At 61.6% G+C, this 19,603-nt stretch carries 18 protein-coding genes; 12 read left to right on the plus strand and 6 right to left on the minus strand.

Features of this window, described 5'->3' with window-relative positions:
* Positions 1–18: 18 nt before the first annotated feature.
* Positions 19–630: a TetR/AcrR family transcriptional regulator gene (locus AC1AYP_RS01960; protein WP_476546609.1), complete on the minus strand. Its 612-nt coding sequence runs from the start codon at positions 628–630 to the stop codon at positions 19–21.
* Between the two features lie 214 nt (positions 631–844).
* Between AC1AYP_RS01960 and AC1AYP_RS01965 the strand changes: the two genes are divergently transcribed.
* On the plus strand, positions 845–2,239 hold the full coding sequence (locus AC1AYP_RS01965) for a DHA2 family efflux MFS transporter permease subunit (RefSeq protein WP_476546610.1): 1,395 nt from the start codon (positions 845–847) through the stop codon (positions 2,237–2,239).
* Between the two features lie 92 nt (positions 2,240–2,331).
* Positions 2,332–4,146, plus strand: a complete 1,815-nt coding sequence (locus tag AC1AYP_RS01970) for a CocE/NonD family hydrolase (RefSeq protein ID WP_476501798.1) — start codon at positions 2,332–2,334, stop codon at positions 4,144–4,146.
* Between the two features lie 149 nt (positions 4,147–4,295).
* On the opposite strand, the gene AC1AYP_RS01975 is transcribed toward AC1AYP_RS01970, so the two are convergent.
* From AC1AYP_RS01975 to AC1AYP_RS01985, 3 genes are all read right to left on the minus strand, one after another.
* On the minus strand, positions 4,296–4,523 hold the full coding sequence (locus AC1AYP_RS01975; RefSeq protein WP_476546611.1) for a hypothetical protein: 228 nt from the start codon (positions 4,521–4,523) through the stop codon (positions 4,296–4,298).
* Between the two features lie 389 nt (positions 4,524–4,912).
* The gene (locus AC1AYP_RS01980; RefSeq protein WP_476546612.1) at positions 4,913–6,565 is read right to left on the minus strand and encodes an LlaJI family restriction endonuclease; all 1,653 of its coding nucleotides are present in this window, start codon (positions 6,563–6,565) and stop codon (positions 4,913–4,915) included.
* Positions 6,562–8,319 (minus strand): AAA family ATPase, encoded by a 1,758-nt coding sequence (locus tag AC1AYP_RS01985; RefSeq protein WP_476546613.1) that lies wholly within the window; start codon positions 8,317–8,319, stop codon positions 6,562–6,564. Before AC1AYP_RS01985 ends, AC1AYP_RS01980 begins: the two co-directional genes overlap by 4 nt.
* Positions 8,320–9,090: 771 nt before the next feature.
* Here AC1AYP_RS01985 and AC1AYP_RS01990 point away from each other — a divergent pair.
* The gene (locus tag AC1AYP_RS01990) at positions 9,091–9,747 is read left to right on the plus strand and encodes a hypothetical protein (RefSeq protein WP_476546614.1); all 657 of its coding nucleotides are present in this window, start codon (positions 9,091–9,093) and stop codon (positions 9,745–9,747) included.
* Positions 9,748–9,758: 11 nt separating this feature from the next.
* Here the strand turns inward: AC1AYP_RS01990 and AC1AYP_RS01995 are convergent, their stop codons facing one another.
* Positions 9,759–10,505 (minus strand): N-acyl homoserine lactonase family protein, encoded by a 747-nt coding sequence (locus AC1AYP_RS01995; RefSeq protein WP_240811886.1) that lies wholly within the window; start codon positions 10,503–10,505, stop codon positions 9,759–9,761.
* 363 nt (positions 10,506–10,868) lie between these two features.
* Positions 10,869–11,969: a redox-regulated ATPase YchF gene (ychF, locus tag AC1AYP_RS02000; protein ID WP_476546615.1), complete on the minus strand. Its 1,101-nt coding sequence runs from the start codon at positions 11,967–11,969 to the stop codon at positions 10,869–10,871.
* Between the two features lie 452 nt (positions 11,970–12,421).
* Here ychF and AC1AYP_RS02005 point away from each other — a divergent pair, with 452 nt between their 5' ends.
* The 9 genes from AC1AYP_RS02005 (at position 12,422) to AC1AYP_RS02045 (ending at position 19,100) form a co-directional block, all read left to right on the plus strand.
* The gene (locus AC1AYP_RS02005) at positions 12,422–13,084 is read left to right on the plus strand and encodes an amino acid ABC transporter permease (RefSeq protein ID WP_476546616.1); all 663 of its coding nucleotides are present in this window, start codon (positions 12,422–12,424) and stop codon (positions 13,082–13,084) included.
* On the plus strand, positions 13,071–13,796 hold the full coding sequence (locus tag AC1AYP_RS02010) for an amino acid ABC transporter permease (protein ID WP_476531988.1): 726 nt from the start codon (positions 13,071–13,073) through the stop codon (positions 13,794–13,796). The genes AC1AYP_RS02005 and AC1AYP_RS02010 overlap by 14 nt, the downstream gene beginning before the upstream one ends.
* Positions 13,789–14,574: an amino acid ABC transporter ATP-binding protein gene (locus AC1AYP_RS02015; RefSeq protein ID WP_476531990.1), complete on the plus strand. Its 786-nt coding sequence runs from the start codon at positions 13,789–13,791 to the stop codon at positions 14,572–14,574. The genes AC1AYP_RS02010 and AC1AYP_RS02015 overlap by 8 nt, the downstream gene beginning before the upstream one ends.
* A 61-nt stretch (positions 14,575–14,635) precedes the next feature.
* A complete protein-coding gene (locus AC1AYP_RS02020) occupies positions 14,636–15,490 on the plus strand; it encodes a transporter substrate-binding domain-containing protein (RefSeq protein ID WP_476501792.1) in 855 nt (284 codons plus the stop codon).
* Positions 15,491–15,656: 166 nt separating this feature from the next.
* Positions 15,657–16,142 carry a D-aminoacyl-tRNA deacylase gene (gene dtd / locus AC1AYP_RS02025; protein WP_476546617.1) on the plus strand — a complete coding sequence of 162 codons (486 nt, stop codon included), beginning with the start codon at positions 15,657–15,659 and terminating at the stop codon, positions 16,140–16,142.
* A gap of 62 nt (positions 16,143–16,204) precedes the next feature.
* Positions 16,205–16,507, plus strand: coding sequence for a hypothetical protein (locus AC1AYP_RS02030; RefSeq protein WP_476531994.1), 303 nt, complete (start codon positions 16,205–16,207; stop codon positions 16,505–16,507).
* A 15-nt stretch (positions 16,508–16,522) separates the two neighbouring features.
* Positions 16,523–17,206 carry an HAD family hydrolase gene (locus AC1AYP_RS02035; RefSeq protein ID WP_476546618.1) on the plus strand — a complete coding sequence of 228 codons (684 nt, stop codon included), beginning with the start codon at positions 16,523–16,525 and terminating at the stop codon, positions 17,204–17,206.
* 143 nt (positions 17,207–17,349) lie between these two features.
* Positions 17,350–18,393 (plus strand): zinc-dependent alcohol dehydrogenase family protein, encoded by a 1,044-nt coding sequence (locus AC1AYP_RS02040; protein ID WP_476546619.1) that lies wholly within the window; start codon positions 17,350–17,352, stop codon positions 18,391–18,393.
* A gap of 137 nt (positions 18,394–18,530) precedes the next feature.
* Positions 18,531–19,100, plus strand: coding sequence for a helix-turn-helix transcriptional regulator (locus AC1AYP_RS02045; protein WP_476546620.1), 570 nt, complete (start codon positions 18,531–18,533; stop codon positions 19,098–19,100).
* Positions 19,101–19,603 lie beyond the last annotated feature (503 nt).

Genomic DNA, 19,603 nt, shown 5'->3' on the forward strand with positions numbered 1-19,603 from the left:
GAACTCGACCTTTTCGCCTCACTGTGGCAGAAAACCAATCATATTCGGTACTGCAGTTCGGAACGGAGAGACTTGCGTCGGCCGCCGACAGACGGGCCTCACTCCCGTTTGCACGAGCCTGCCGATGATGCGGGCCGAGACCTCGGTGACGGATTCCCTGCTGTACGGCCCTTCAGCCGCGAGCGCACGCATGGCGTACATCGCCCCTCCGATGACGAAGGTGAGGAGGATGTCCTCTTCCTCGGTGGTGTCTTCCGTCAGATAGAACTGCCGCAGATGTCGTTCTATCTTGTCGTACAGCACGTCCTGTCTGCCGCGAAACAGTATGTCTATGGCGTCTTTTCTCGTGTTCATGGCCGCCGGCACGTTTCCAAGGAAGATCAAAGGGTCGGTGAGCAGCTTGTCCTTGTACGGAAACGCCTCGAAGCATTCATCAAGGACCATGTCCTCAAGTTGGTCCGACAGGTCGAACACGTCGGTGTAGTGATGATAGAACGTCGACTTGTTGATCAGGGCCTCCGCGCAGATGTCGCGCACCCTGACCCGCTCCAGCGGTTGGGTGCGTCGCAATGCCAGGAAGGCCTCACGGATCGCCTTTCGGGTTTTGACAATACGTAGATCCTCCGCCATGCGCGGTCCCTTCGTTTTCGTATCCATGTGGGCGGTGTCGATAAGCGACATTTTCGTCCATCGGTCGCATATGCTCCCTGCGACGATTTCCGTCGGTTGAAGATATACAACTTTGGTCGCTAAATAGACATTAGACCAATAACCAACCACGGTCAAATTGCAGCGGTACGGCCGAAATCAGCGCCGGACCTTCGACGGAAAGGAACCTGTTCCTATGGGATTGACCCGAAAACAACGCATTACGGTCATCGTACTGTTGACGGGCACGGTGCTCGCCATTCTCGACCTGTCGTTTCTGTCTCCGGCGTTGCCGTCCATCATGGAGGACTTCAGCATCGACGCGACCACGGCTCAGTGGCTGTCGAGCGCGTATTCGCTGGTCGAAGCGTTGATCATCCCACTGTCGGCATACCTGCTCGGACGTTTTTCGACCAAGCGCCTGTTCGTCGCCGCGATGGGCATATTCTCCGCAGGAAGCCTGCTGGCCGCGTGGGGGCCGAATTTCGCAGTCCTGCTCGTCGGCCGCGTCTGCCAGGCGGCATGTACCGGAATTCTGCTGCCCATGGTGATGACCGAGATCGTACTCATCTTCCCTCGCGAACGACGCGGGACGGCCATGGGTCTGATCGGCTTATTGGTGGGATTCGCGCCGGCGATCGGTCCGACGGTGTCCGGTCTGTTGATCGATTCCGTCGGCTGGCATGCGCTGTTCCTTATCGTCGGCGTACTCGGCATCATCATTCTCTGCGTCGCAATGGTGGTGCTTGAGACCAAGGAGACGGCCACTCGGACGCCGTTCGACGCCTTGTCCGTGGCATTGTCGTCAATCGGACTGCTGTGCATACTGTACGGCTTGTCGACGTTCGCATCGGCCGACAATACCGCCGTCATCATCTTCCTCATCGTGATCGGTGCCGTTCTCATCGCGTTGTTCGTCGTTCGCCAGTTCAGGCTTGACCAACCCATGCTTGACATGCGCGTATTCCGTTCCCGCAGGTTTTCCAGTTCCGTCGCCGTCATCGCACTCACGCAGGGCGTGTATCTCGGCATCGGCACCGTGCTGCCCCTGTTCGTTCAGATCGTCAGAGGCGAATCCGCCGTGATGAGCGGACTCGTCGTGTTGCCCGGCGCTCTGCTCAGCGCGGCGATGGCACTGGTATCCGGCAAACTGTACGACCGGTTCGGCGTGCATGTCCCGGCTCGGGCAGGCAGTATGTGCACCCTCGCCGGCATCGCACTGCTTGCCACGATGCCGATGGACACCAGCATGCCGGTCGTCGCCATCGCCTACGCCCTGTGCTCGGTAGGCGTGCAGTTGATCATCACGCCCTGCAACACATGGGGCATCAATTCGTTGAGCAATGCTCTCGTGCGTCATGCGAATGCCGCCGCCCAGACCTCAAACCAGATCAGCAATTCCTTCATGGTCGCGCTGATCATATCGTTCTCCGCGCTATCCTCCGTGATCGCGCCCACGGCCACGGAACTCGAAGCGGCATACTACGGCGACAAAATCGCGTTCATCGCCGCCGCGGCGATTCTGCTGGCGCTGGCGGCATTCATCGCGATCTTCATCCGAGACCGCGAAACCGACACCATCGTCGAATAGGAAACATCCGGCCCGTTGTCCAAAAGGACACACGCCAACCGAATCACATCATCTGTCCTCACATTACAAGTCCCATCACAGAAAGGAACATCATGACCGATACCACCAACAGCAACGCACCGTTACTTGACATCAACGGAAGCGACATCCTGTTCAAACCGGCGAACCCACTGAATCAGGCCAAACCTCCGATTCCTCCATTGGAGACGCGAACCGTCCTCTACCGGGAGGGGAGCGTCAACGCCAAGGGAGCCATGAAGCTGCCGATCGACATCGAATGTCTGGAGGACATCCCGATCGAGCTGCGCGACGGCACGGTCATCTACGGTGACCTATGGCGCAGGCAGGGCGACACCCGCACCCCGGTCATTCTCGTCTATTCGCCCTACAGCAAGCGCGGAGGCCCGTTCAACGCCAACTACGATGTGACCAGCACCGGGTTCCCCAAGGATCAGGTATCCGGTCTGCAACGCTTCGAATCGCCAGATCCGGCATACTGGTGCAGGTATGGATATGCGATCTGCGTGGTGGACGAGCGGGGCATCGGTCACTCCGGCGGCGACATGTACTTCATGGGCACCCAGGCCGGACGGGACGTGCATGACACCATCGAATACATCGCGAGCCAGGACTGGTGCACCGGCAAGGTATGCATGATGGGCAATTCACAGCTCGCCATGATCCAATGGGCCGCCGCAGCCGCCAAACCGGCCCATCTGGCCGCGATCGCCCCGTGGGAGGGCCTCACCGACGAATACCGCGACGTGGTGTGCCGTGGCGGCATCCCCAACGGCACGTTCCACGACATCGACATCGTCGGATTCCTGTACGGGCAGAGCCGATTCGAGGATGTGACCGGCATGCTCGAACAGCACCCGCTCGTGGACGACTACTGGACCGACAAGATCCCCGATCTCGAACACGTCACCGTCCCCGCCTATGTGGTGGCCAGCTGGACGCATCCGATCCACACCCGCAGCACACTCTCCGGATTCAAACGACTCGGATCGAAGGACAAATGGCTGCGCATCCACGACACCCACGAATGGGGCGACCTCGACACCCGGGAGAACTGCGACGACCTGCGTCGCTTCTTCGATCACTATCTCAAGGGCATCGACAACGGCTGGGAGCAGACGCCGCGCGTACGCTATTCACGGCTTGACGTGGGAGCCAAACACAACCTGTTCTCCACGGCCGACGACTACCCCTGCGTACGGACCGAAACGATGGAACTGCACCTGGACGCCTCGGACGGCACCATGAACGAGCAGCAGGCCGCACTGGAATCCAGCGCCGAATACGATGCCGTCAGCCGTGACATGAACGCCGTCGCGCGTTTCGAATACCGGATTCCCCGGGACATGGAAATCCACGGGCCGCTCAATGCCCGCCTATGGATGAGCACCGACGCCGGCGACGACATGGATCTGTTCGCCCAGCTGTACAAGAAGGATGCGAAGGGCAAAGTGCTGTACCACGTGGTCTTCCCCGGCTTGGAGAAGAAACTGCGCATGATGATAGCCCTCACGCCGAAGGGCAAGCAGCTGCCCGGCGGACCGATCTACGTTGGCCCCAACGGCCGACTGCGCGCATCGCACCGCGAACTCGACACGAAACGATCGACGCCGACCGAGCCGTACATGACCTACACGAACCCGCAGCCGGTCACCCCGTTCGTACCGGTGCAGGTCGATCTGGGATTGTGGCCGACCGATATGCTCCTGCATGAAGGAGAGACCCTGGTGCTGGAAATCGGCGGGCATGCCTGCGGTCCGGTGGCCGAGGCCCGCGCCAGCGACGAGGCGCCGGACGCACAGCTGCCCACCGTCAATCAGGGCAGGCACACCGTGCATACGGGCGGCGTCTACGACAGCGTCCTGCTCATGCCGATCGTGAAACCGTGACATCGGATCAACATCCGAAGAGCTCCGCATGACGAAATAGCCGGGGCCTTGGAATCACTGGAATTCCAAGGCCCCCGACGCTACGCCCTATTCGACAACTACTTGCTCACATTAAATTCGACTGCGTCGCCAGACGGTATCGCTGGCATTTATGCTGAAACCAGCTCCGCCGTGGGCAGCATATTCGTATGAGTGCTCACACACAGGTACGTGGGTGAGATTTCGATGCCACTGTCGCACCAGGTCAAAATCCCATAGTCGATGCGGAAGTCCTCGAACGTACTCTCATCATGCAACGGCGCGAAAGCGGGAACATCGTCGCACATCTCGGTGAAATCGCACAGACGCATCTCATCGGTGGAGAACGTCACCAGCATGATGTGGCCGCCAGTGACATGGGCCAACCGGATTTTCAACTCCTGAACGGGCTCATCGGCATATATGATACTTCACTTCAAACATGACGGGCTCCTTTCCTCACGAAAGCGACTTGATACGGCCAAACGGACGGCCGGACAATTCCTCGATATGTTCAGACGCACGAGGAAATGGGGACTGGCGATGGCCGGCATCACGCGCAGTTCAGAACTTCGAGGGGCTGCTCAAGTCCAGCGACGACTTCATCTTGGGAGGATTCCAGTGGAGGTCGCAACATCTGCGTTGCGGTCTAATCCGGATGTGTAATCTTATCATGCCGCGTTGAGCAAGACGACGATGACCATAGTGGGCTCTTCGAATCCAATCGGCCTCTTCGGGCGTCGCATGATCATACGATGCCAGCCGGTATGCCTCCGCATACGAACTCCTGCTGACCCGCCTGCATCGGCTGGAACATGGCCTTGAGGTAGACGCCGGCGTGGGTGCCGTCCTCGGAGGGGTCGATATAGCGGCTGATCGCTTGTTCAGGATCCATCTCGAACAGTTTAATCTCGGTGTCGTTCTGCATGGACGTCCCGCTTCCCAGGAATGCGTTGACAAAGTCAAGCGTCACGACGCCGCGTTGCAGCAGCAGATACCGTTGGCGCTTCGGCAGTGTCGTATCGGTTTCAGACCCGGCGTGCGGCCGCCCCGGAACGATGAATGCATTGCCAAGCACCTTGATCGTGGAGCTGCGGCCGACGATTGCCATCATGTAGAAGTACTGCTTGATGATGTCACCGATGCCGGGCGCTCCGGCGATGAAATCCTTCCCATACGATGGCACGTAGTATTTCGCGTCGAGAATGTACCATCCCGTCGGATCGTCCTTATTGATCACATCGGGAATCAGGGTGCGCGGGTCGGCGTTGCCGTATCCTTCCGCCGTGTCGGTGCCGGATTCATCGTCGCTCTGTTCGGCGGAGCCGACCGTCCCCTGCCCGATGACCCCGAACGTATCGTCCGATGCTGTCATGTCCCAGATCATGTCGTGATCCATCCGGTACGTCCAATGGGGTTTCGGCATGCGTAGCTCGTCGCTGCGGTCGTGGAATAGCTGTTGGCATATGCTTTCCCAGACCAGATTGAATGAGGTCGTGCCTTCCGCGACGACGGTGTCGTCCACGGTTCGAGAGCGTCCCCTCAGGTAATCGATAAGCGCGTTGAGAAGTCGCTTGGACCTGGTGTCGAATCGTACGGCCAGCTCACGCTCCAGCCTCATCACGAGATATTCGACGCCTCCGAGACTGGCCAACGTCTGCGTGGCGATGGTGAACGATGGAAGATGAAACAGGTCACCCAGTCCGCTGGACTCCATAAGCATGCAGATCTCCATGACGACGGATTCCTGTACGCGGGCGATGAAATTGGAATCATCGAATCTGCGTCGCGTCGTGATGAGCTCCATGTAGACGGGTCGGCTTCCGGTGACCACGGGACTAATCTGGTTTATGGTGCTCGGCCAGTCGATGAGACCTTCCCCGTCTCGTTCGCGAATGCGACGCGCCTCATGGTAGGGGCCGTGCTCGGCGTAGTCCTGTAGCAGGAATCGGTACAATCCCATCTGATTCTGTACTACGGTGGTGTACGGCGAAGACGGCGCGAAGGTAATGTCGTCCAGACTCTTCGCCGCGGCGCGCAAATCATGGTATCTGCTCACGGCGGCAAGGATGTCCTGCACCGTTCCGATGAGCCATGACATGTCTGCAATCTGTCGACCGCATGGAACGTAGTATTTGGGCAGCACGATGAACACGTGTCGAAACACGGCAATCACACCCACATAGTTGAATGCCAGACCGCCTTTGACTTTCGACAGCAATGGCGACCGTGTGCCGAGACGCATCGTCAACAGCCGCTTCGTTACCTCGCCGATGTCCTGCCGCCACGAATCGGATTCGGCCCCTGATATTTCCGATCCCCAGTCCGGCCCGTCGATGCAGGCTTCGGCTAGATCGCGTTCCGAATACGGCAATCCCTCAATGAAGAAACGCCCCATCATGCCGTGAAGATCTCCTCGGGGACGGAAACGGGTTCATTCTGACCGGTCACAGCAGCAGTGTCATCGGGTTGGTTCGTCGACTGCATACCATGGAACAGCCCGAAGTCGATGGCATCCCATGCCGCGAACAGCATGTGGAGGGACAGAGTGTGAGCATCCACTCCGTCGCGTTCCTGTATGGGCAGTGCCTTCCTGATAGCGTCGATGTCGAAGATTCCGCGATGGTATTTGGCTGCGTCCTCGAACAGGTACATGAGCACCTTGTTTCTAAAGGCTTCGTCGAACGCCTGCCGATTCTTGGTGAAATCCAACGACCGTTTGATGAAGAAGGGGCCGAGCTGCTTGTCCTCGTTCACTCCCTCCTTCAGCAGCAGCTGGTTGATGGCTCGACGGTTTTCCTTCCACACCGGATCCTGAATCTCCGTCTCGCCCTCGTCGATGCCCACGTACCGGAAATCCCAACGCCGTTTGAACGCCGTGTCCAGAGGGTACACGCCTTGATCGGCCGAGTTCATGGTCGCCCAGATGTACATGTTGCGGGGAATGACGATCTGCGCGCAGATATCGTCAGGGGAAACATCCGAGCCGGTTACCTCGGCGATTTGCGAGACGAGGTTGTCCTTGCCCGTACTGGACAGTCCACCATTGTTCCCGTTGTCGGGATCGTTGAGAAACTCGCGAAGGTCCTCACTCGTGGAGACGGGATATTCGCTCATGCCTGCATCGGAACGATCCAGAAGCTGGAACAGATCACCGAACACCGATGCCGCTTCGGCACGGTTCAGCTCCTCGATGACGAGCGCGTAATTGTTCTGGGGATTATTCAATGCTTTTACCAACACGCGCGTGAATGGGCCCGGGCGGAATCGGTATTCAATCTGTCCGCCGAACATCACCGGTTTGTACGCTCCCACGAATTGCGCGTGCTGATAGTCAGCATAGAACGTTACGCGTTCGCTTCGTCTCGGAAAATCAGATGTGACCATCCTGTTCATCTCGTAGCTCTTGCCCGTACCGGGAGCTCCGAAGAAGATCAGATTCAGACTCGCGTCAAGCGGATTGGCAGGACGATCGTCATCCTCATTGATGTCATCGACCTCATCGTCCTCTTCCACTGTGGCTGATTGGCCATTGTCGATCTCATCGTCGTTCAGATACTTGTTGTACGCCTGCGCATCGCAAGGAAAGGACAAGTCTAGGTAACTCCCCACGGTATCGAGGTCGCGCATGAGCGCATAGGCGTTATAGAAGGCCTCGGCCGCGCCAAACTGATGCACGTGGTACACTTTGCCCGTCTGAGGGTCCGCGCAATCGAGATTGGTCCATCTATCTGGATATTTCTCATCGTATCCGTTCTGATCATCGAATACCGTGATCTGCTCGGTATACAGCATCGGCAGCTCCTCCGGACTAAGCTTCCGGATTTGCGGCATGTAAAACGCCATCAGCTGTCGATTCAGATAAGACCACGTACGCTGACCGGCCCTTGAGCTGCGCGCCGAGTTGGGCTCCCCCGCCGCATCGCGCAACGTCCAGCTGCTAACGACTTTGCCCTTGGGAACCCGGAAAAAGTTGATGGCCTTGGCCCATGCCCTAGCGGTCGATTCGACGTCACCAGAAGCGCCGGAAGATTCACTCTCCACTGTTTCCGAATTCCTCAAAACACTTTCCACGCGCTTTGCCGCCTGATTCTCCGCGGTGATTCCGTTCTTGGATATGCGAATACTCAGTTCGATAGCCTCTTTTGCGTCCATTATGCAGCCCCTTTGCCTCACCATTCCGATCTTCGGCCAATACGAAAACCATATCGCGTTTTCCGCTGAGAGGGCGTATTGACGTGTCCCCATTGGATTGCGGTGAGACCAGGGCTCGTATATCAAACACGGCGGAACAGTATATTGGAACCAGTTGGGAAGGTGCCGGTTCTTGTTAACACAGTAAGTCCGATTTTACGCACGAGCGGGGCTGTTGTTAGGCGGTCCGCTCACACCGCGCATCTATCCATTCGTTTCAATGCCGCGAATGAATCAGTACTTCTGCGACACAGCCAGAGAACCTCGTCACACCAGCAATTTCATCAGGTTTGAGAATTTCTAAGACCCTGAGTCTTCAGTTCAAACTATGTGTCATCTTCCTTCGTGTAGCATAAGAATTATCAGACACGCGCCGAGGCTGCAACGGCACGATTCGCGCATAAAATTAACTGCCTACAGTATGGACGAGGACCTTGGAATCACGGGAATTCCAAGGTCCTCGACACTACCCGACAATCACTTCTTAGACGTTGGGGAGAACTTGAACTCGACCGGCTTGCCCTTCTGCAACAGTCGCTCGTTTCCACGCATTGATCTCAGTCATCCGCCGTGACAGCGAGTCTGATGGCAATGTACCGGTATTCCTGAGTAAGACCACGCGAAACCCCACGAGTCGGGATGCGCGCCGGATGAACAACGCCTTATCACCCTTGGTGTTGGCGCCCTCGGCGATGGGGTCGCCTGTCCGGAATGGCGGATATGAGTTGAGACATGGAGACCTCACATGCCGATCCGCCGCCCGTTGCGTCTAAGCCGCGGGACGACGTCGAGTCTGCCATCGAGCGCGCGCTCATCGATCTGCTCAACGAAGGCGCCGATCCATCCGGCCCGGCGGGACGCGTCGAGCTGCCATCGGTCAAGACGCTATGCGCGAAAGCGTTCGTGGCGCGCAGCACGTTCTATGCGCACTACCACCACGTTGGCGAGGTGCTCGAGACGTTGGAACGTCGACTGGTGAGGGACCTCGAGGAGCTGAACGAGCCACTGACCGTCAGGGATGCCGATGGCGGGGATGCGCACGGAGCAGCGCGCGTCACGCTCATGCCCACGCTGGACTACATCCGGGCCAACGAGGATGCGCTCCACGCGCTGCTCGTCTCGGCGCCCGACGTTCGGTTCATTGAACGATGGAAGGACGCCATCAAGCGGCAATGCAGACTGCGGATGACCGACGGCGGTGAGGCGCCACGGGCGGAAGGTCCGCGCCGTCCCACCGTCAACCGCGAGTTGATTCTGGAGATCGTCGCCTCATCGATGGTGTCGGCCACCACGTTTTGGCTGCACGACCCATCCAAGGTACACGAGCAGGGAGTGGACGGAATCGTCAACACGGTGTTCGGCGCACTGGACGCACTGATCGTGCCGTGACGTGCGCCGTTTCAGCTCAGCAGGATCGTCTCGGGACGATTCGCCGTGTCGTGGCAGGCGATCGACCGCACGCATAGCGGCGACAGGCTCTGCTCGCGGATCCATTCGAGCGAGGAGCGCTGCGCGTGACGGTCGTAGACGATGCCCGACGTAACCATGTCCCTCCATGATCGCGTGGCGTAGCCGCCGTCGGCGAACAGCAGTACGTACCGACCCGACGGCGCCGTGATCTTCATGGCCACCTGACCGTCGGTGTGGCCGGGGATGTTGATGAGCTGCACGCTGCGGTCGCCGAACAGGTCGTAGGATCGTCCGGCGGGGCCCTCATGGTCGTTCCAGTCGTACAGGTCGAGGTCGATTCCCCTCCACCACGAGGCATTGAAGCGCACGAGGCTGTTCGGGAACCGCGTGGCGCACCGCATCTCGTCCCTGGATACCATGATGCGCCGGGCATTCCTCACGCCGCGCAGTCCATTCGCGTGGTCGCAATCGAGATGGGAGATCGCCACCACGTCGAGATCAGCCGGGGACAGGCCCTGCGCGGCCAGCTGCTCAGGCACGGTCATCCCCGTACCCACTACACCCTGGTTGACCCGGTACAGGGACCATGAGCCGAGAGAGCGGATCTGCGCCCCACGGTCGTAGACGCCGTCCGGGCTCATGTCCCGACCCCAGCCGGTGTCGAACAGGATACAGCCGTGCGGCGTGGTGACGAGGAACGCGCACACGGGCAGCCATATGCGCTTGGACGCGGGCACGAAAAAGCCCGAACCGCGGACCAGTCCGCACCCGTTGCCGAAAGGCAGATCCGGTGAGACACGAACACGGCCGGCCACCATAACCTGAATGGAGATTGCTGAGTTGTTGGCACTGTTGTTGGTCATGGCTCCATTACAGAACGCCGTGTGATGGAGAGGCTTCGTTTCGCGCTACACAAAACGCGATTATGTCCACGATTGGCACCTGTGGCTTTCTCTCCGATCCAATCGTCCGTCACACCGGGCGCAGACCCCGGCGATGCACCGTTCCCAACACAGACCACGCCGCAACGGCCAGCACTCCCCATTTGACGGGGGCCTTGGAATCACTGGAATTCCAAGGCCCCCGATACTATCCGACAATCACTTCTTAGACGTTGGGGAGAACTTGAACTCGACGATGTCGCCGTCCTGCATGACGTAGTCGCGGCCTTCCTGGCGGAGCTTGCCCTCCTCCTTGATGACGGCCATCGAGCCGTCGGCGGCGACGAAGTCGTCGTAGGAGACGATGTCGGCCTTGATGAAGCCCTTCTCGAAGTCGGTGTGGATCACGCCGGCGGCCTGCGGGGCGGTGAAGCCCTTGTGGATCTGCCAGGCGCGCACCTCCTTGACGCCCGCGGTCAGGAACGTCTGCAGGCCGAGCACGTCGAAGCCGACGCGGGCCAGCTGGTCGAGGCCGGACTCCTTGAGACCAGCGTCCTCGAGCATCTCGCGGGCGTCCGCCTCGTCGAGCTCGGTCAGATCGGCCTCGAACTGGGCGTTGAGGAACACGGCGGGCGCGGGGGCGACGGACGCGGCGAGCTTCGCCTTGAGCTCGTCGTTGGCGAGCTCGTTGTCGTCCACGTTGAACACATAGATGAACGGTTTGGCGGTCATCAGGTGCAGGTCGTAGACGGAGTCCTTGTCGAAGCGGCCCTCGCGCGCCGCCTTGTCGAGCGTCTCGCCGCCTTCGAGGATGGTCTTGGCCTGCTTGACGGCCTCCATGTATTCGGGCTCGATCTTCTTGCCCCTGAGGTCCTTCTCCAGCTTGGGTAGCGCGTTCTCGATGGTCTGCAGGTCGGCGAGGATCAGCTCGGTGTTGATGGTGTCGATGTCGTCGGCCGGATCCACCTTGCCGTTGACGTGGACGATGTCGTCGTCCTCGAAGGCGCGCACGACCTCGCAGATCGCGTCGGCCTCGCGGATGTTCGCGAGGAACTTGTTGCCGAGGCCCTCGCCTTCGGAGGCGCCCTTGACGATGCCGGCGATGTCGACGAACGTCACGGTGGCGGGCACGATCTTCTCCGTGTGCACCAGCTTGGCGAGCACCGGCAGGCGATCGTCCGGCAGCGGCACGACGCCCGTGTTCGGCTCGATGGTGGCGAACGGGTAGTTCTCGGCGAGCACGTTGTTGCGGGTCAGTGCGTTGAACATGGTGGACTTGCCGACGTTCGGCAGTCCGACGATTCCGATAGTTAGAGACATGCCCTCCAGTCTAAGGGCGAAAGCGACAACGCCGGGAGGTCTGAAACACCGTCCGCGCCGTCGTGTCCATGATTCACTTCGGACTATCCGATAGCGGGGTATAAGCAGACTTCATAACGACGGTCGGGGGCGTCATGTCCGTCGTCGGGCGCGATGTCCGGTTCGTCGTCCGGTTTTCGTTGGAAACATTGCTTTTCCTGAGGTCGTGCTAGCTTGTCGTGATTGTTCCGACAGTATGTGGGACAGTTTTGATTGTGAGATAATGATTGAAAATGTTTCATATTTGGTAGAATCGGCGCGTTCGTTCCCCATTATTCTTATGGGTAACGAATGAATCGGCCCTGCGGAACCGAGACAAGAGAAGAAACGAACCGCAAGAGAGAATCGCACACCAGCGAACCACACATGACCATGACATCCATGCAAACCAAGACCAGGGAAGGAGGGCGGCAGTGAGCTGGGAAGTCATCCAACAGGCGCTCCCATTGTTCGAGAAGGCGTTCGTCCTGACGCTCAGGCTCTCCGCCGTCAGCGTCGTGCTCGCCACGCTGCTCGGGCTCGTGCTCGCCCTGCTGCGCGAATACCGCGTGCCCGTCCTCGCCCAGATCAGCACCGTGTTCCAGGAGCTGTTCCGCAACACCCCGCTGCTCATCCAGCTGTTCTTCCTGTACTACGGACTGCCGTCCATCGGCGTCAAGTGGAGCGCCGAGACCTGCGCGGTCGTCGGCATGTCCATCCTGGGATCCGCCTACATGTGCGGCGCGTTCGAAGGCGGCTTCACCGGCATCCCGCGCGTGCAGAACGAATCGGCGCGCGCCCTCGGCCTGTCGCCGCTGCAGATGATCCGCCACGTCACCCTCCCGCAGGGACTGACGCGCAGCGTGCCCGCCGTCGCCGCGAACGTGATTTTCATGGTCAAGGAGACGTCCGTGTTCACGGTGATCGCCGTGCCGGAGCTCACCAACACGGCTCGCGACCTGATCGGCATGTACTACCGCAGCGACGAGTACCTGTTCATGCTGGTCGTCGCCTACGCGATCATCCTGATTCCGCTGTCCGTCATCCTCACGCTCATCGAAAGGAGGGTCCGCCGTGGAACCTTTGGCGATAACTGACGCCGCGGGCGCCGCATACGTCACCGCGGCCTCCGGTGCGAGCGTCATCTTCGCGGGGGACAACCTCACGCGACTGCTGTCCGGCCTCGGCACGTCCGTGACCGTCGCCGGCCTCGCGCTGATCGTAGGCATCCCGCTGGGCATCGTGCTCGGCGCGCTGCGCATCCTGCACAACCCGGTCCTGCGCGCCGTCCTGCGCCTCTACCTCGAGTTCTTCCGCATCGTGCCCACGCTGGTCATCCTGTTCCTGTCCTACTACATCCTGCCGCGCGAACTCGGCGTGCAGGTGGACGGCGTGACCGTCGCCGTGGTCGCCTTCGGCCTGTGGGTGGCGGCGGAGATCAGCGACATCGTGCGCGGCGCCCTCATCTCCGTGTCCGGCCACCAGGTCGACGCGGGCAAGGCGCTCGGCATGAACGGGCTGCAGATCCTGTGGTACGTGCGCATCCCGCAGTCCATCAACCTCATGGTGCCCGCCACCATCAACCTGGCCGCCCGCGTCATCATGACCACGTCGCTGCTGCTGCTCATCAGCGTCATCGACGTGATCACCGTCGGCCAGCAGATCATGGAGGCGAACCGCATGACCCATCCGGACGCCGCCTTCTGGGTGTACGGATTCATCTTCTTCCTGTATTTCATCATCTGCTGGCCGCTGGCGATGATCGCCAAGGTCCTGGAGAAGCGAGCCAAGGAGCGTAACAATGGCTGAAGCCGACAACGAAACCACCGCCACGGGCGAGGAGCCGCTGCTGTCCGTGCGCCATCTGCGCAAATCCTACGGCGACCATGAGGTGCTCAAGGACGTGAGCTTCGACGTGAAGCGCGGCCAGGTGCTCGTCCTGCTCGGCCCGTCCGGTTCCGGCAAGTCCACGCTGATCCGCTGCCTCAACGGTCTGGAGACCATCCAGGGCGGCGAGATCCGCTTCAAGGGCGAGGTCGTGCCGAACAACAACGAGAAGGCGTGGCGTCGCCTGCGCAACGAGATCGGCATGGTGTTCCAGAGCTACGACCTGTTCCCGAACCTCACGGTCGCGAAGAACATCGAGCTCGGCCCCACCAAGGTGCAGAAGCGCCCCAAGGCCGAGGTCGACGAGCAGATGGACAGGCTCCTCGCGGACGTGCAGCTGTCCGAATACAAGAACGCGTACCCGCGCGAACTGTCCGGAGGCCAGAAGCAGCGCATCGCCATCGTGCGCGCGCTCGCCATGAACCCGGAGCTCATGCTCTTCGACGAGGTCACCGCCTCGCTTGACCCGGAGATGGTGCGCGAGGTGCTCGAGCTCATGCTTCGCCTCGCCAAGCGCCACATGACGATGATCGTCGTCACGCACGAGATGGAGTTCGCCCGCCGCGTGGCGGACACCGTCATGTTCCTCGAGAACGGCGTGATCCTCGAACGCCAGTCCGGTGCCGACTTCTTCACCAACCCGGAGACCGACCGCGCGAGGAACTTCCTCGACAGCATGTCGCCCGTCGGCGACGAGTGACGAGCGCCGACACCCCCGATACTTCCAACCTGTCGCCAATCCAAGAGAGAGGAAAACCACCATGTTCAACCTGAAGAAGATCGCCGCCGGCGTGCTCGCCGCGGCCACGCTGATCTCCGTCGCCGCGTGCGGCAACGGCCCCGACCCGGCGGCCGGCGGTTCGTCCGCGTCCGGCCAGCAGGGCCAGACCGTCGAGCAGATCAAGAAGGCCGGCAAGATCCGCATCGCCACGTTCGGCGACCTGCCGCCGTACGGCTACGTGAAGAACGACGGCACCCGCGCCGGCTACGACGTGGCGCTCGGCAACCAGGTCGCCAAGGACCTGGGCGTGAAGGTCGAGTGGGTGCAGGTCAACGCGGACGGCCGCGTCGACTCCCTGAAGTCCGACAAGGTCGACCTCGTGCTCGCCAACTTCACCGTCACCGACGAGCGCAAGCAGGTCGTCGACTTCGCCAGCCCGTACATGAAGGTCTCCATCGGCGTCGTCTCCCCGACGAGCGCGAAGATCACCAGCGCCGACGACCTCAAGGGCAAGGACCTGGCCGTGACCAAGGGCACGACCGCCGAGACCTACTTCACCCAGAACTACCCGGACGTGAACCTGCAGAAGTTCGACTCCAAGACCCAGCAGTTCCAGGCGTTCAAGGACGGCCGCGTCGCCGCCCTCGCCGACGACAACACGTACCTGTACGCGTGGGCCAAGGACAACCCGGGCTACACCGTCGGCATCAAGACCCTGGGCGACGAGTCCACGATCGCGCCGGCCGTGAAGAAGGGCAACAAGAGCCTGCTCGACTGGACCAACAAGGAGATCAAGACCCTCACCGACGACGGCTTCTTCGAGAAGGCGTACGAGAGCGAGCTCGCCCCGAGCTTCACCTCCGACATCAAGCCCGAGGACGTCATCATCAAGTGACGCGGTCGCATGACGCATCGGCGTCGAAGATCGCATGAGCAAGGCGGAAGGTTCCGGTCCGAGACCGGCCCTTCCGCCTTTCGCATATCCGCGAGGCCATCCACGGCGACCGGCTCCCAGCCCGTCGCAAGGTTCCGGCGAACAAACACGTGGCATAATCGGGGGCATGCGAATCGTCATCCAGAAAGTCTCCCAGGCGAGCGTCGACGTGGTCAACGAGCTCGGGACCGTCGACCCCACGTTCGAGCCGCAGCAGATCGGCCACGGCTACATGATCCTCGTCGGCGTGTCCGACGCGGACGGCGACGCCGAGATCGCCTGGCTCGCCCACAAGGTATTGAATCTGCGCGTCTTCGAGGACGAGCATGGCAAGATGAACCGCTCCATCCAGGACGTCGGCGGCGAGATTCTGTCCATCTCCCAGTTCACGTTGTACGCGGACGTGCACAAGGGCAACCGTCCCAGCTTCGTCAAGGCCGGCAGGCCCGAACACGCGGACCTCATGTGGATCCGCTTCGACGAGGCGCTGCGTTCCGGCGGCGTTCCGGTGCGCGAGGGGCGTTTCGGCGCGCACATGCGCGTCGGCCTCGTCAACGACGGGCCGGTCACCATCGTCATCGACACCGAGACGGACATGCCGCACAAGGCATGACCGGCCGCGTCCGGACCGCCCGGTCCGTTCGTGCCATCCATCAGACATTCGAAAGGAAACCCATGTTCCCAGCCATCGATCTGACCGACGTCGACCTCAACGGTCTCGACCTGTCCGTCTTCGACCGCATCGCCGTGTGGTACGGGAGCCTGCCCGCCGAGGTGCGGACGTGCCTGACCGTCGCCATCGGCGCGGCCATCGCCTACGTGGTGTTCAAGATCGTCGTCAGGCTCATCAAAGGCATCATCGCGTCGGTCATCGCCGCCGTGCTCGCGTTCCTGCTGACTACCGTGCCCGGCAACATGCTGCTCTCCCAGGCGTACGACCGCGTCGAGCAGCAGGTGACGACCGGTCTCGGCCGGTGAGGTGAGGGGAAGCGCATGCGGGTCTTCGATTTCGATGGGACCATCTACGACGGGGAGAGCCTGTTCGACCTCTACCTGTTCAGCGCACGCTACGACGTGAAGGTGTTCCGCCATCTCGCCCCCGTGCTGCGCTACGCCGCCAAATACAAGCTGGGGCGTGCCACGCTCGAGCAGATGGAGCGTGGCGTGGGCGATGTGGCGCGCAAATACCTCCACGACCTGTCCACGTCGAAGGGCGTCGACGCGTTGCGCGTGAGCGCCCTGAACGACGCGGCGGAGGCCGGGCTCGGAGACGACATCCTCGCCGCCGACGCCTCGGTGGTCGGCGCCGACGACCTGACCGGCGGACTGAGGTCGCTGGTCAGCGCGTTCTGGGACCGCAACATGCGCAAGATCAAGCCGTGGTACGAGCCGCGGCCCGATGACGTGATCCTCACCGCCTCGTTCGACGTGACCGTGGGGGAGGCGTGCCGCAGACTCGGCGTCAGGCGTCTTATCGCCTCCACCATCGACCCCGCGACCTTCGAGGTCACGTACCTCAACTTCAACACGAACAAGCCGAAGCGTCTGCGCGAGGTGCTGGGCGCGGACGCCGTCATCGACGAGTTCTACACGGACAGCGCGTTCGACCAGCCGATGATCGACATGGCGCGCAAGGGGTTCATGGTCAAGGGGGACGCCATCACGCGGGTGAAATGATCGGCCGATCCGGCCGATCCGGCGAGGAGCCCGCGACGGCGTGTCGCGGCTTGCCCTTCAAGCGCTTCAGGTGCGTACGGTGGGAGCCGTCGACACGATGTGAAGTCGCGAATCGAACGACGACGATGATGAAGGAGACGATCATGAGCGAGACGATGAAGGCCGCGATCTTCGTGAAGCCCGGCGAGATGGCCGTGCGCGAGGTGGCGAAGGCGCGCGTCGAACAGGACACGGACGCCCTGGTGCGCGTGGTGCGCGCCTGCGTGTGCGGCTCCGACCTGTGGTATTTTCGCGGGCTCTCCCCGCATCCCGAAAACAGCCAGATCGGCCATGAGGCGATCGGCGTGGTCGAACAGGTGGGCGCGTCCGTCACGACCGTCGCGCCCGGCGACTTCGTCGTGCTGCCGTTCCCGTACAGCTGCGGCAAATGCCCGGTGTGCGAGGCCGGCTTCGAGTCCGTGTGCCCGCACGGCGGCTACTTCGGCGCCAGCCAGGCCGAATACGTGCGCGTGCCCGAAGCGGACGGCACGTGCGTCAAGGTCCCCGGCTCCCCGGAGGACTATGACGACGAGACGCTCGCCTCGCTCCTGACCATCGCCGACGTGATGTCCACCGGCTACCACGCCGCCGTCTCCGCCGAGGTCAAGCCCGGCGACGCGGCCGTCGTCATGGGCGACGGCGCCGTCGGCCTGTGCGGCGTCCTCTCCGCGAGGATGCTCGGCGCGACGCGCATCATCGCGATGAGCCGCCACGAGGACCGCGCCGCCCTCGCCCGCGAATTCGGCGCGACCGACGTCGTCGCCGAACGCGACCAGGCCGCCGTCGACAAGGTGCTTGCGATGACCGGCGGCTACGGCGCGGACGCGGTGCTCGAATGCGTCGGCTCCAAGCAGTCGTTCGACACGGCCATCGGCCTCGCCCGCCGCGGCGCCGTCATCGGCCGCGTCGGTCTCCCGCACGACGTCGAGATCAGCGCCGAAGGCACGTTCTACGGCAACATCGGCATCAAGGGCGGCCCTGCGCCCGTGCGCCACTACGACCTCGAGTCGGGTCTGCTCGACGCGGTCGTGAACCACGGGATCGACCCCGGCCGCGTGTTCACCGGCGTCTACGACCTCGACCACATCCAGGAGGCGTACGAGGCGATGGACCGGCGCGAGGTCATCAAGTCGCTCATCCGCTTCTGACGCGCCAAAGTCCCGGCCGATCCGAACGCCACGGCCGGAGCCGACCGAAACGCGAATGGCCGCGTGCCGCCCCACCGAACCGGGGCGGCACGCGGCCATTGCGTATGATGGGTGGCAGCGCGGAAGGAGAACACGTCATGGCGGTACCCGAAATCGAACGCCGATGGATCGGCAAGTTCCAGGAGAACCTGTCGATCATACGCAAGGTCGCCGGATGGACCACGCAGGAGCTCGCCGACGAACTCGGCGTGGCCAGACAGACTGTCTCCAACCTCGAGACCGGCAAAACGCCGATGAGCAAACTCCAATACCTCGCCCTGCGCACCGTGTTCAACGCGGAGATCGCCGAACACGACAACCGCGACCTCGCCCGCGTCATCACCACGCTCGTCGACGAGCCGCTGCGAAGCGAGACGGACGGCGGCGACGTGACGGACGGCAATGCGACAGTCACGGATACCGTCGGCGATGCGTCCGACGACGACATTCCAGACAACGCCGGACGCGCGCCGTCGCCGGACGCGGCGCGTTCGCGCATCGCATCCGACGACGCGACGACGTCACGTGCCACGGCGAAGAACGTGCACGTGACGCCCGGCGCCGCCATGCGCATCCTCACCGTCGTGACCGGCGCGCTCGCCAGCGGCGCCGCGGCGGGCGCGCTCACGTTCCTCATGTTCCCCGACGGCGGTCTCGGCAAACGCTGAAACGCCGTCTCCTCGTATTTCCTCAATAAGCCGAGGTACGTTCGCGATTACTGGCCGTCCTGCCGGTGCGTCATCGCTTGGAGATGGGCGATGAGCCGGTCCGACGGGTCGTGCCGTGCCGTCAGGCCCGGTGATTCCGCTCCAGCAACAGCATGGTGATGACGGATGCGGTGAGCCCGGCGACCGTCACTGTCAAACCGACCGTAATGGCGGTTCTCCAACGTTCGCTCATGGTTGCCTTTCCTTCCCGTGCGCATGACATGCCATTGTGCGCCCTTTTCAATGTAATCCAATGTGGAAATGTAATCAAATTAGCGTTATGTCATTAAAATGGCTTTTTATGGGAGGTGTGGATTCCGCCGGGAAGACGAGATCACGCCGCTCATCCATCATTACGACCGGATGGGCGGCATCCCTCAGTCGTCGACTGAATCGGCGGCGAGAAGATCCGGGACATGTCGTGGCGGTCCTACGGACGGCCGACCCGGCCGATAGGATGGAAG

This window comes from Bifidobacterium sp. LH_424 (assembly GCF_056356895.1).